The following is a 12,709-nucleotide window of genomic DNA, read 5'->3' on the forward strand; positions in this document are numbered from 1 at the left end:
AAGCACATGACCCACTACCCTTACCGCGGCCAGGCCGCGCACGGCTACACCGCGCACGACCGCAGGCGCTGGGCGCCCGAGCCGCCCAAGCGCCGCGACCGCACGGCATTCGAGCGTGACCGCGCCCGTGTCCTGCACAGCGCAGCCCTGCGCAGGCTCGCCGCCAAGACGCAGGTGGCCTCGCCCGGCGCCGATGCCGGCGCCGACACCGTGCAGAGCCTGCGCACCCGGCTGACCCACTCCCTGGAATGCGCACAAGTGGGCCGCGAGCTGGGCAAATCCCTCGGGTGTGACCCCGACCTCGTCGAGACGGCGTGCCTGTCCCACGACATCGGCCACCCGCCGTTCGGGCACAATGGCGAGGCCGCGCTGGATGTCGTCGCCCGTGACTGCGGCGGGTTCGAGGGCAACGCGCAGAGCCTGCGCGTCCTGACCCGGCTCGAACCCAAGTCCTTCGCGCCGGACGGACCACCCCTCAACGGCCGCAGCGTAGGTCTCAACCTCACCCGCGCTGCACTTGACGCGGCGATGAAGTACCCCTGGACCGAGACCGAGGCCGTCAACGGGAAGTTCGGCATCTACAGCGATGACGTCGACGTGGCGCGCTGGGTCCGCGGTGACGCCGCACCCGGCCGCACCTGCTTCGAGGCGCAGGTCATGGACTGGAGTGACGACGTCGCCTACTCCGTCCACGACCTTGAGGACGCGCTGGTCGCCGGGCACATCGACTTCGCCCGGCTCGCCGACCCCGCCGAGCGTCGGCTCGTCGCCGCCACCGCGATCAAGCTGTACTGCGCCGACGCCGACCTGGCCGAACTGGAGGAGCGCTTCGCCGCGCTGCTCGCCGAGCCGTGCTGGCCCGACCGCTTTGACGGTACGCCCCGCAACCTCGCCGCTCTCAAGAACCTCACGAGCACCCTGATCGGGCGGTTCTGCCTGGCCGCCGAGACCGCGACCCGCGATGCCTACGGTGACCGCCCGCTGACCCGGTACGCGGCGGAGCTGATCGTCCCGCGCGAGCAGCGGCTGGAGAACGCCCTGCTCAAGGGCATCACGGCGCACTACGTGTGGATCAGCCACGAGGAGGTCAGGGCCCGGCAACGGACGCTGATCACCGAGCTGGCCGAGATGATGCTCGCCGGCGCGCCCGGCACGCTCGATCCCGGCTTTCGTGCCGCGTTCACCGACGCCGAGGACGACGCGGCCCGGCTGCGCGCCGTCGTCGACCAGATCGCCTCCCTGACCGACCTGTCGGCCATGGCCCGGCACGCGATGCTCGGCGACCGGATCCGCTGACCCGTCCCGTCGGAAAGGGCCGCGGCAAGCAGGATAAGCAGGATAAGCAGGGCCGGCGAACGCCCTCGACGCGCCGGTCTTTCCTATCGACACGCTCGCGGGACCCTGCAACACACCGGTCTGCCCTTACGACACACCAGTCTGACGCTTCGGTGCACGCTCGAAAAGCCCGGCGCGCGCCTCGACGCGCCCGACGCCGACCCTTGTCTCCCCGGAAGGGCCGCTGTAGTGATAGCAAGAAGTCATCTACAGGAGGTCGCCATGCCCGAGGAGACGTTCGTCATCGCCGGTGCCAGCCTGGCGGGTGCCAAGGCGGCGGAGACGCTCCGCGAGGAGGGCTTCGCGGGCCGGGTGCTGCTGATCGGCGAGGAGATCGAACGGCCGTACGAGCGACCACCCCTGTCCAAGGGCTTCCTGCTGGACAAGGAACAGCGGGAGAAAGCCCACGTCCACGAGGGCGACTGGTACGACAAGCATGAGGTGGACCTGCGGCTGGGCGTCTCCGTCGACGCCATCGACCGTGCCGCGCACCAGGTACGCCTGTCGACCAAGGAACCGATCGGGTACGACAAACTGCTCCTGGCGACCGGGGCGTCCCCACGGCAGCTGGAGGTCCCCGGGTCCAGGCTCCAGGGCATCCACTATCTGCGCACGATGGCTGACTCGGCCGCCCTCAAGCAAGCGCTCGCGCACGGTGGCCGCCGGGTCGTGGTGGCCGGGGCGGGTTGGATCGGGCTGGAGACCGCCGCCGCGGCCCGCTCGTACGGCAACGACGTCACCGTGATCGAGCCTGAGCCCGTGCCACTGCACGCCTCCGTCGGCCCCGAACTGGGCGCGGTCTTCGCTGACCTGCACCGTGAGCACGGCGTCGATCTGCGACTCGACCAGGGCGTGGCGGGATTCTGGGGTGCCGGACAGGTATCGGCGGTGGTCACCTCGGGCGGCGCCGAGGTCCCCGCGGACGTCGTGATCGTCGGCATCGGCGTCCGCCCGAACACACGGCTGGCCGAGGAGGCCGGGCTGGAGGTGGCGGACGGGGTCCTCGTCGACGCATCCCTCCGCACGTCCGACCCCGACATCTACGCCGCCGGCGACGTCGCGAACGCCTACAACCCGCTGCTCGGCCGCCGGATCCGCGTGGAGCACTGGGCGAACGCACTGAACGGCGGCCCGGCCGCCGCACGCGCCATGCTCGGCCAGGAGGTCACCTACGATCGGGTCCCGTACTTCTTCAGCGACCAGTACGACCTCGGCATGGAGATGTCCGGCGTCGCGACGCCGGGGGAGTACGACGAGGTCGTCTACCGGGGGGACGTCGCAGGCCGCGAGTTCATCGCCTTCTGGCTGTCCGGCGGGCGTGTCGTCGGCGGCATGAACGTCAACGTGTGGGACGTGACCGGAGACATCCAGACGCTGATCAGGTCCGGCAGCCCCGTGGACGGGACCCGCCTGGCCGACCCGGAAACCCCACTGACCGAACTCGCCTGATCACCGTGCTCGCCTGATCACCGTGCTCGCCTGATCACTGTGCTTGCCTGATCCGCGGTGCTCCTTTGGTCCGCTGTGCTCGCCTGCCCCACCCAACTCGCCCGAACTACCGTGCTCGCTTGATCCACCGGTGCTCGTCCGAACCACCGTGCTCGCTTGATCCACTGGCCGGCCATCCCGTCCGATTGAATCCCCGGTGGGGCATTCCGCCGGAGATGTCAGCAACGTAGGGTCGTCCGGGTGGTGACGGAGAAGATCACGCCGCCCGTCCGGGCGCGGACCGCGGTGACGGTGGCGTTCACCGTCCACGGGCTGACCGGCACCGCCTGGGTGACCCGGATCCCGCAGATCAAGGAGCACCTCGGGCTGAGCGAGGGCGCGATGGGCGTGGCCCTGCTAGGCGCGCCCGTGGGCGTCGCCGTCGCGGTGCGGTTCGCGGGAATGATCGTCGCGCGCTGGGGCAGCCGCGCGACGACGGTCGCCGGCGGGATCGTCGGCGCGCTGTCGCTCGTCCCCCTGGGGCTGGCCTGGAACCTCGGCGCGCTGATCTGCGCCTTGGCGGTGCTGGGCGCCTCACTTGGCCTGATGGACGTGGCCATGAACGCCCAGGGCGTCGCCGTCGAGCGCGGCTACCGGCGCCCCCTGATGTCCGGGATGCACGGTGCTTACAGCATCGGGACCCTCGTAGCAGCCCTGATCGGTTCCGCTGCGGCTCACAAGGGCGTCCCGGTTGCCGTCCACCTCTCCCTGGCGACGGGCGTGCTGATGACGGTGCTGCTCTTCGGCTGCCGGGACCTGTTGGATCGTTCCGCTGACACCCTCCTGGAGGAGCCCGAGAACCTGGGGGCCTCCGACAAGCCGGACGGCGCGTCCAAGCCCGACACCACCCCGTCGGGCGGGGGATCTGGGCGGTGGCTGCTGGCGATGCTCGGGATCATCGGCCTGTGCTCGTTCGTCGGTGAAGGGGCGATGGCCGACTGGAGTGCGATCTACCTGCGGGAGAGCCTCGGGACCGGCCCCGGCGTCGCGGGCCTCGGTTTCGCCGGATGCGCGGTCGCCATGACCGCCGGACGCCTCGCCGGGGACAAGGTCGTGGCACGGTTCGGTCCCGTCCCGGTGCTGCGGGCCGGCTCACTGATCGCCGCGCTCGGGCTCGGGCTCGGGCTCGCGGTCCGGGACCCGGCCGCCGCCGTGGCCGGCTTCACCCTGTTCGGCCTCGGCATCGCCGTCGTCGCACCCGTCACCTTCAGCGCCGCGGGCAATGTGCCCGGCGTGCCCGCCGCGTCCGGTATCTCCAGGGTGACCGGCGTCGGCTACGCCGGGCTGCTGGGCGGGCCACCCGTCATCGGCTTCGTCGCGCAGGGCGTCGGCCTGGGCTGGGCGCTGGCCGTCCCGGTCGGGCTGGTCGGCCTGATCTTCCTGCTGGCTCCGGCGGTGGCCACCGCCGGGCGCTGAACTCCAGCCCGTGACGTGCTGACTCTTGCCCAGGTTGTGACCATGACATATGTCCGACTCAGGTAAGGTCTGGGCGAGTGAACACCATGCAGCGGTCAAGACCGGTCAGAACGGTCTCGTCCGCCCCGGCGTACCGCACGTTCCTTCGTGAACTGCTCACTTTTGGCTTCGTGGGTTTCGTCGGCACCCTCATCATGATCTTCGGCGCGAACCTCATGCGCGCCTGGCTCGGCGGCAGCCCCGTGACGAGCGTCGTCGTGCCGACCGTGGTGTCCACCCTGACCTCCTACCTGGCCAACCGGTTCTGGACGTTCCGGCACCGCGACAGCGACGGGTCCGGTCGCGAGGTCGTGGTCTTCTTCGCGCTGAACGGCGTCGGGCTGCTCATCCAGGTTCTGTGCACCGGATTCACCTACTACACCCTCGGCCTGCACGGCGGTGTCGCCTACAACCTCGGCCTGCTCGCGGGCGTCGGTCTCGGTGCGGCGTTCCGCTACTGGTCGTACAAGAAGTGGGTCTTCACCCCCGCGGCCGCGTGACCCGGGCCGCCCCGCCCTCTGCGCCAACCCTGCCCTCTGGGTTCACCCTGCCCCCGGCTGCGCCCGCCCCGCCCCTGGCTGCGCCCGCCCTGCCTTCTGTGCCCGCCGCGGGAATGCCTTGGGCGGAGATCGGGTCGTACACGTCATGAGCACGCCCATCCAGGACCGGCCGAGCCGCCTCGACGACGAGTGGCCCCAGCACCGTCCAGCGGTGTTCGGCGCCGCCTACCGCATCACCGGCAGCGTCGCCGACGCCGAGGACATCGTCCAGGACGTGTGGCTGCGCGCCGCCGCACAGGGGACCCTGGACGGTATCCGCGACCTTCGTGCCTGGCTGCTCACCGTCGCCGCGCGCCGCTCCTACGACGTGCTCGGCACCGCCCGCGCCCGCCGCGTCGACTACGTCGGCCCATGGTTGCCCGAACCCCTGCTGACCGGCCCGGACGCGTCCGAGAAGGTCCTGGTGGACGACATCGTCGGCACCGCGATGATGCTGGTACTGGAGGAGCTGTCGCCCCCCGAGCGGGTCGCCTTCGTCCTGCATCAGGCGTTCGAGGTTCCGTACGACCAGATCGCCGGCGTGCTCGGCAAGTCACCAGCGGCCTGCCGGCAACTCGCGTCCCGAGCCCGCCGCAAGGTCGCCGCCGCCCAGCCGGCCCGTCCCGCCTCGCGCACCGAACGCGAGAAGGTCCTCGCGGCCTTCCGCGCCGCGTACGAGAAGGGCGACGGTGCGGCGCTGATGGAACTGCTCGACCCGGACGCGACGTACACCACCGACGGCGGCGGCAAGATCTTCGCCGCCCGAAAGATCATCGTCGGCGCGGCGCGGGTCGTCACCACCCTGCTCCGGGTGGGCGCGCGCCACCGGGTGCGGCTCATCCCGGCAGAGGTGAACGGCGAACCTGCCTTGCTGGTCCACTCCAGCGGCCGCATCACCGGCGTCGACACCATGCAGATACAGAACGGCCGCATCACCGCCTACCGTCGCGTCCTCAATCCGGACAAACTCGTGCCCCTGACAGATCACCTCCAGACGTAGCCCTCCCACCCGACCCCAGGCCATCACCCCGCCCCAAGCCGTCCGCAGCGACTGGTCGTCCGGGTCTTATGCTCCGGCCTGCCGCCTGCCGCCTGCCGCCTGCCGCCTGCCGCCTGCCGCCTGCCGCCTGCCGCCTGGGGCGCGGCATATCGGGGCGAAGGATGACGGGCTGGCCGATCTAGGACGTCAGTTCCTCCTCGGCGGCAGAACGGAACAGAGGTACGCTCCGGGGGACCTGGCCGAGGAGGTCGCATGGCGGGGACCCTGGCGGGCGCTGCACCCGGCGGAGAGTGGCAGCCCACCCTCGATATCGAAGGACCGTCGCCGCAGGCGCGGATCACCGTGTTCTTTCGTGCGATCCTGATCATCCCGCACATCCTGGTGCTGATCGTCCTGCACGTCGTCGCGGACGTCGTGGCGATCATCGGATGGTTCGCGGCGCTGGTGCTGGGGCGGCTGCCGGACTGGGCCGCCGGATACCTGACCGGATACCTCGCGTGGTCCGTCAGGGTCGGCGCCTACGGCTATCTGCTGGTGGGCGAGTACCCGCCGTTCGCATGGGCGCCGACGGACTACCCGGCGCGCGTCGAGGTGCGGCCGGGTCCACTCAACCGCCTCGCGGTGCTGTTCCGGATCATCCTGATCATTCCCGCCGCGATCGTGGCGAACGTGGTGACGACCGGCTGGGCTGTCGCCGGGCTCGTCATCTGGCTGATCGTCCTGATCAAGGGCCGGATGCCGGTCGCGCTGTTCGGGGCGACCGCCGCCGTCCAGCGGTACTGGCTGCGCACCCAGGCGTACACGCTGATGCTGACCTCTGCGTACCCGAAGCGCCTGTTCGGCGACGAACCGGAGGAACCACGCGCCTCGGCGACCCGGCCGCTCGTCCTCGACGGGACGGCCCGTAACCTGCTGGTGCTGTTCATCGTGCTCGGTGTGCTCGGCGCCCTGCTGCAGGGCTCCATACGCAGCCTGTGACCATCCCTTCAGCGGTCACGGCTTGGCCGGCTATGTCGTCTCCCTGGTGAAGAAGGGAGAACGACAATGGCACGCCTGCTCATGCCGGAGGCCACACCCGAGGTCCACAAGGGATTCATGGACATCGCCCGCGTGATTCGCAAGGGGCCGCTGAACCACCGGGTGCAGGATCTCATCAAGATCCGCGCGTCCCAGCTGAACGGCTGCGCGTACTGCGTGGACGCGCACACCCGCGACGCCCGCGCTCTCGGCGAGACCGAGGAGCGCCTCTACCACCTCACCATCTGGCGCGAGTCGCACCTCTACAGCGAGCCGGAACGCGCCGCGCTCGGCTACACCGAGGCCGTCACGCGCCGGGAACCGGTGAGCGACGAACTCTGGGAGATCTTGCGCAAGCACTACCCGGACGACCGGGAACTCGGCGACCTCGTCGGGCTGGTCTCCTTGATCAACGCTCTGAACCTGCTCGGAGTGCCGTTGAAGCTCCGGCCCCCTGTCCGAGGCTGAAACCGCCGTCCGCGCATCCGACCCGCGCATCCGACCCGCGCGCCGAAGTGGCGGCGCGCGGGCTCCGGATCTCGCTTACCTGTCTTCCAGATCGCTCAGGCGACCGTGCCCGCGCAGGTCACCCACGGGAGAGCGCGCGGACTAGGTGCTCGACCAACTCACTCACGAGGCAGAGGTGTGGACGGACCACAGGCGTTCACGGACATGGCCGTCCCAGACCGTCCCTGGCCGCGGCCGTAGTTGACCGTGTGCCACCGGCCCGTGCCGGAGTCGACAACTGCACGGACCAGGCGCGCATACTGAGGATGCCCGGATCAGACGTCCTGGCTGGACTCCGCGCGTGGGCTGGATGTCCGCCGTGGACGAATGGAAGAGATCTCGCTATCCGGTGGCGGTGACCAGGGTCCCTGGCGGTGGCGTCTCGCCCTCAGCGTCCCGCGGGCACGATCTTCTGGGTCTGCGACAGCGCCTCGCCAAGAAGGCCGGCGAGGTCCTGACCGGTCCCCTGCGAGAAGATCACCTGGTCAATGCCGGATTCGGCGAGCCGCCCGATGGCGTCGACGGCCGCGTCCACCGAAGGCTCGCCCGCCAGGAATGTCAGCGCGGTCTTCTCGATGTCGGCATAGTCGCGCCCTTCCCGCTCGCAGTGTTCGCGCAGGATCTCCAGCTTCCGGGGGAGTTCCTCGCCGTCGAAGAGATTGCACGCATCGGCGTACTTAGCGACGAACCGCAGCGTCTTCTTCTCGCCACCCCCACCGATCAGAATCGGTGGATGCGGCCGTTGCAGCGCGGGCGGTGAATTCAGCGGACGCTCCAGCCGGTAATGCTCACCCTCGAACGCGGTCTCGTCCCCCTTCCACATCTGATGTGTGATCTTGAGCGTCTCCTCCAGCCGCTCGAACCTCTCCGCCGTAGGTGGGAAGGCCACGCCGAGGCCGCGCGACTCCTCGTCGTTCCACGCCGCCCCGATGCCCAGCCATGCCCGTCCGCCCGACAGGACGTCCAGCGTCGTCACCGTCTTCACGAGGATCCCCGGATGCCGGTAGGTGACACCGGTGACCATCGTCCCGAGCGTGATTCGCTCGGTCAGCGCCGCGGCGTACGCCAGCGCGGAATAGCCCTCCAGCATGGGCTCCTCAGCCGCCCCCACCACCTGGATCTGGAAGAAGTGGTCCATCACCCAGAGGGAACGCAGCCCGGCGTCGTCGGCCTCCCGAGCGATCCGGCCGAACGTAGGCCCGATCTGGTCAGGGCCGCCTGGGAAGGTAAAACTGGGAACCTGCAGCCCGACATGCATGGCAGATGCTCCTAATTCTCAAGATTCTCGAATGTTCAAGCGGGTCGCATCGGACGTCGAGGACAACTTTGCGACCTGGAGCACACTCCAGGTCAAGTCACCCTGTCCCCTTCCTACCCGCCCTCGCCCCCCGGCCCGTAGAGACCACAGCGTCCCCGGACTACGCTCGCGACGCGACTGACTCGCGCGGCAGCGCTGCATTGCCCTGGGGTGTGGTCGGTGTTAGCGGGCCACTCCTGCGTGCGGACCTGCCGATCTATGGGGTGCGTCCTCGCTCTCGTTCTCGTTCATGGAACTTCTCGTTGGTTCAGAGGCATCCAGTACCCGCCATCCGCATGCATTTATGAGTTCATTCTTTGTGGGGCATGGATATTGACGGGTTGGTCTCTGTGGAGAACTCTAGTTCGGAGTTCGGAGTTCGGAGTTCGGAGTTCGGAGTTCGGCGGTGGGGACGGCGCTGCGTACGGGGCCGCCCCTCCGAAGTCAAGGGCGCTTCGCGTCGCTACGCGATGGGACTTCGTCCCACCCTTGACTTCGGAGCCTCTGCGGCCCCTGGGTGCAGCTTTTGTCGGGCAGGCTCCGCCTGCCCCCCGCCCGACGCGCCGCCCCCACCGTGGATTCTGGGAGCGGCAAGCGACATTCAAATTGACAAGATGTCCGAAATTATCAGGTTTTGTTCTGTGTCCATTATGGGATATCTCGATGGTGACAATAATCGAACCTGATATCGGGATCCAGGGCAGGCATTGTTCAAGGTTGTTCGAGTATTATGGGAACATGCGTTCGATGGTGATCGATCTTGATGAGGCGTCCACTGCGGAAATGGTGGATGCTCTCTCGGTGATCACGGCCGAACTCGCTCAGCGGCCCACTCCGGAGTCCGCGGCGGCATGCATGGAACTCACTGAAACGCTCGCAGCCACAACCGACCAATGCGAGAGCGTCCTGGCCGGATTCATCGGCCGCGTCGACACCCACGGCGAAGTGCAACGTTGGGGCCTGCCCTCCACTCGTGCCTGGCTGCGCTCCCGACTGGGCATGCGTGACCACCACGCCACCCAACGCCTCACCGCGGCCCGCCAACGCCATCGCCTGCCCCACACCGCCAAACTGTGGGCAGCCGGTGAGCTGTCACGCGACTACGCCGCCACCATCGCCGAGGCCGTCGCCCGCTTGGACGACCACGAGTGCGCTGCCGCCGAGTCCCTGCTGCTCGATATGACCAGCCAAGGCTTCTCTCCCGGCAAACTCGCGTCCTTCGGCCGCCGCATCCGCGAGGTGATCGCCGAACGTGATGGCACCGAAACTCCCGACGCCGACTCCCGGCGCGGCTACGACCGCTCCTGGATCACCTCTACCCGCTCGCTGGACGGCGGCCGCTACATCAAGGGCTGGCTCAACGCCGAGGACGCCGCGGTGTGGGACGGGGCGTTGGCGCAGCTGGCCGCCCCAGCCGGTACCGATGACCGTCGCGATCTGCCTGAGCGCACGGCCGCCGCGCTGTGCGGAGTGCTGGCGGGTGGTCACACCGCCACCAAGGTCACCGTGATCTGCGACCTGGACACCCTCACCGGCGGCACCGCCCCCGCTCGCCTAGCCGATGGCACACCAATCCCCGCGGCGCATGCACGCCGTATCGCCCTGTCGGCCGGGGTCTCCCCGCTCATTCTGGGCCGTGGAAACGTCCCGCTGTATCTCGGCCACCGGCACCGCTTCGCCAGTCCCGGACAGCGCCGGGTTCTGGAAACCCTCTATCCCACCTGCGCCGTCCGCGACTGTGAGGTCCCCGCCACCCTGTGCGAGGTTGACCACGTCGACGGCTGGGCCTTGGGCAACAGCCCCACCGACATCGACAAACTCGCCCTGTGCTGCGGATGGCATAACCGCTTCAAGCACACCAACGCCGAACAGATCCGCATCAGCCGAAACGCTGACGGACGCTACCTCTACCGGGTCCTACCGCCGCCGGATGGCGCCAGAAGGCAGCACTCAAGATCCACGTTCAGGTGACTCGCCCAATAGTTCGAAAGCGAGTCGGCATACTCGCTTTCCCCTTCAGTCGGTTCCCCCCACCGGCAGATCAAGGCTGCCAAACGCGAATCGGGGTAGTTATGTGCGTCAGGCGGCACTTCCGCTAGCTTCCACGACCCCAAGAACGGCAGGATGAACCCAGTACCGGACTCCTAGATATGACCGAGAACCAGGGTGCACGGGAAGATCCCTCGGAATGTCGGTGCGGTGGTGCAGGGTCTGTTCCATGGGCTTGAATGGAGAGTATCTGCGGGTCACGGCAACGCGACTCGCCAAAACGATTAGAAGACCTGCGCAAGCCGTGAATCAATGCGCCAAGTCATGGAAGCTGCGGTCCTCCCCGCCAGGCGCGGTCTCTGACCACCTATAGAGGATGGCGCGTAGTCGCCTTCATTCTCGAAAGCGCCGGTTCTCTTCCGAACATCGTCTGTGGCGACCACACCCTCACCGGTCACCCCTCACCGGTCACCGGTGAGGGCCGCTGAAGTACGTGCCCACTGAGCGGATTAAAGAGACTGCAGACAGGCTTACCGGCCTCTCCTGCGACGACCTGATCGCGGGGTGACTCTCGCTGAGCTGCTGGAGACGCTGAGTTGACGGAGGTGGAGAGCTATCCGTCCTTCTGGGCGAGGAGGATTGCGCTCGATTGGGTGCGTAGATGGCGCGAAGGTGTTGAGCCATTCTTCCGGCTTGCCGCCGAACAGGACGGCGCCATGCTGACCTGGTTGGACTGATAATGAGTGGTGGCAACCCTTGACCCCGTAGCGGATGACGGTACGGGACAGCCGGTTGATGTGCCGTACGTGGGACGGTGGGGGCGGTGCGTCGGGCGGGGGGCAGGCGGAGCCTGCCCGACAAAAGCTGCACCCAGGGGCCGCAGAGGCTCCGAAGTCAAGGGTGGGACGAAGTCCCATCGCGTAGCGACGCGAAGCGCCCTTGACTTCGGAGGGGCGGCCCCGTACGCAGCGCCGCCCCCACCGTCCAGGAAGAACACGATGGATCAATACGTCTGTTGGCCCTGGTCAAATGTCTGTTACCCGGTTCGTTATCGCTCTGGAAATCGGGTTGATCGCCGCGTCCACAACCCACCATCATGCGAATCAAGATCCAAGAATCAGACGATCCTTCTAGTCCCGCAGATCAGCTGATCCGCTGACCTCGTGGTACCTCGCAGGTTCGCCTCTAAGAGCGTCGGGCGGGCAACTCTGAACGCGCGGACGAGAAGGGCCAGGGCATGCAGAGCTGTTGACCTGGAGTGTGCTCCAGGTGGGATTCTGGGCGGGTGAGTTCTTATTCTCCGGCTCAAACCGTCGAGAAGACCGGGTTCAGTATCGACACGCTGCGTTACTACGAGAAGATCGGACTGCTGCCAGGGATCGCCCGGAACGCCTCCGGACAGCGGGTGTTCAGCGAGGACGACCTGTCGTGGCTCGGGATGCTGCGGTGCCTGCGGGAGACGGGTATGCCGATCGCGGAGATGCTGCGGTACACGGAACTCGCTCGGGGTGGGGAGGAGACCGTCCAGGAGCGGCTTGCGATCTTGCAGGACCACGATCGGCGGGTAGAGGAGCAGATCGCCAGGCTGAGGGAACAGCAAGAGCAGATCCACTGGAAGATCGGCATCTATCAAGGGACGGTCCACGTAACTGCCCCGGCTTGATCAGCCGACTTCCACATCCTCCCTAGCCATCTGCCTCCCTAGCCATCCGCCCCCCTAGCCATCTGCTGCCCCGCCACCAACTCGTCCTGCCAAGCCCGCCCGCGCCCATTTGCACCGGCCGAGTGCATATCGCCTTCTCACGCGCGCACTCGTAGCAGATCCGCCATACGCCGCACGCATCCGTGGCTACCCGCATGTCAGAGTCTTGTCTGCGGGTCGTGTTCCTCGGCGCGCTTCGTGTCATCCCCGCTGGTTGGCCACTCCCGCTGGCCAGCCACTCCTGCCTGTTAGCCACGCCTGTTGGTGAGCCACTTCTGTGGTTGGGCGGCTCCGTGAGCCAGCGCCCGTGTCCTTCATGTTCCGCACCCGTCTATCCCTTTCTGCCTCACCGCTTCTCGTCCGTCGATCTGCGCATGTTC

The 12,709-nt window shown here is 67.9% G+C and carries 10 protein-coding genes; 9 read left to right on the plus strand and 1 reads right to left on the minus strand.

Going from position 1 to position 12,709, the window contains the following annotated elements; genetic code table 11:
- Positions 1-6 precede the first annotated feature (6 nt).
- The 7 genes from AMA02S_RS24995 (at position 7) to AMA02S_RS25025 (ending at position 7,302) form a co-directional block, all read left to right on the plus strand.
- Positions 7-1,296 (plus strand): deoxyguanosinetriphosphate triphosphohydrolase, encoded by a 1,290-nt coding sequence (locus AMA02S_RS24995; protein ID WP_067461816.1) that lies wholly within the window; start codon positions 7-9, stop codon positions 1,294-1,296.
- Positions 1,297-1,557: 261 nt separating this feature from the next.
- A complete protein-coding gene (locus tag AMA02S_RS25000; RefSeq protein ID WP_067461817.1) occupies positions 1,558-2,784 on the plus strand; it encodes an NAD(P)/FAD-dependent oxidoreductase in 1,227 nt (408 codons plus the stop codon).
- A gap of 240 nt (positions 2,785-3,024) precedes the next feature.
- On the plus strand, positions 3,025-4,239 hold the full coding sequence (locus tag AMA02S_RS25005) for an MFS transporter (RefSeq protein ID WP_067461818.1): 1,215 nt from the start codon (positions 3,025-3,027) through the stop codon (positions 4,237-4,239).
- 170 nt (positions 4,240-4,409) lie between these two features.
- The gene (locus AMA02S_RS25010) at positions 4,410-4,778 is read left to right on the plus strand and encodes a GtrA family protein (RefSeq protein WP_245667812.1); all 369 of its coding nucleotides are present in this window, start codon (positions 4,410-4,412) and stop codon (positions 4,776-4,778) included.
- Between the two features lie 145 nt (positions 4,779-4,923).
- Complete coding sequence (gene sigJ, locus AMA02S_RS25015) at positions 4,924-5,817, plus strand: RNA polymerase sigma factor SigJ (RefSeq protein WP_067461820.1); 894 nt, start codon at positions 4,924-4,926, stop codon at positions 5,815-5,817.
- 252 nt (positions 5,818-6,069) lie between these two features.
- Positions 6,070-6,795: a DUF4389 domain-containing protein gene (locus AMA02S_RS25020; RefSeq protein ID WP_067461821.1), complete on the plus strand. Its 726-nt coding sequence runs from the start codon at positions 6,070-6,072 to the stop codon at positions 6,793-6,795.
- A 66-nt stretch (positions 6,796-6,861) separates the two neighbouring features.
- Positions 6,862-7,302 (plus strand): carboxymuconolactone decarboxylase family protein, encoded by a 441-nt coding sequence (locus tag AMA02S_RS25025; protein ID WP_067461822.1) that lies wholly within the window; start codon positions 6,862-6,864, stop codon positions 7,300-7,302.
- 427 nt (positions 7,303-7,729) lie between these two features.
- Here AMA02S_RS25025 and AMA02S_RS25030 read toward each other — a convergent pair whose 3' ends face one another.
- Positions 7,730-8,599 carry an LLM class F420-dependent oxidoreductase gene (locus AMA02S_RS25030; protein WP_067461824.1) on the minus strand — a complete coding sequence of 290 codons (870 nt, stop codon included), beginning with the start codon at positions 8,597-8,599 and terminating at the stop codon, positions 7,730-7,732.
- Between the two features lie 777 nt (positions 8,600-9,376).
- On the opposite strand from AMA02S_RS25030, the gene AMA02S_RS25035 reads away from it, so the two are divergent.
- Together AMA02S_RS25035 and AMA02S_RS25040 are read left to right on the plus strand one after the other, a co-directional pair.
- Entirely contained in the window at positions 9,377-10,609 is a 1,233-nt protein-coding gene (locus AMA02S_RS25035) for an HNH endonuclease signature motif containing protein (RefSeq protein ID WP_218005110.1), read from the plus strand.
- Positions 10,610-11,912: 1,303 nt separating this feature from the next.
- The gene (locus AMA02S_RS25040; RefSeq protein ID WP_067461827.1) at positions 11,913-12,290 is read left to right on the plus strand and encodes a MerR family transcriptional regulator; all 378 of its coding nucleotides are present in this window, start codon (positions 11,913-11,915) and stop codon (positions 12,288-12,290) included.
- Positions 12,291-12,709: the final 419 nt, after the last annotated feature.

This window comes from Actinomadura macra NBRC 14102 (assembly GCF_001552215.1).
GTDB lineage: Bacteria > Actinomycetota > Actinomycetes > Streptosporangiales > Streptosporangiaceae > Spirillospora > Spirillospora macra.

Coding starts and splice junctions, on each gene's coding strand:
- AMA02S_RS25025 (WP_067461822.1), top strand. CDS start 6,862: ATGGCACGCCTGCTCATGCCGGAGGCCACACCCGAGGTCCACAAGGGA.
- AMA02S_RS24995 (WP_067461816.1), top strand. CDS start 7: ATGACCCACTACCCTTACCGCGGCCAGGCCGCGCACGGCTACACCGCG.
- AMA02S_RS25035 (WP_218005110.1), top strand. CDS start 9,377: ATGCGTTCGATGGTGATCGATCTTGATGAGGCGTCCACTGCGGAAATG.
- AMA02S_RS25020 (WP_067461821.1), top strand. CDS start 6,070: ATGGCGGGGACCCTGGCGGGCGCTGCACCCGGCGGAGAGTGGCAGCCC.
- AMA02S_RS25030 (WP_067461824.1), bottom strand. CDS start 8,599: ATGCATGTCGGGCTGCAGGTTCCCAGTTTTACCTTCCCAGGCGGCCCT.
- AMA02S_RS25000 (WP_067461817.1), top strand. CDS start 1,558: ATGCCCGAGGAGACGTTCGTCATCGCCGGTGCCAGCCTGGCGGGTGCC.
- sigJ (WP_067461820.1), top strand. CDS start 4,924: ATGAGCACGCCCATCCAGGACCGGCCGAGCCGCCTCGACGACGAGTGG.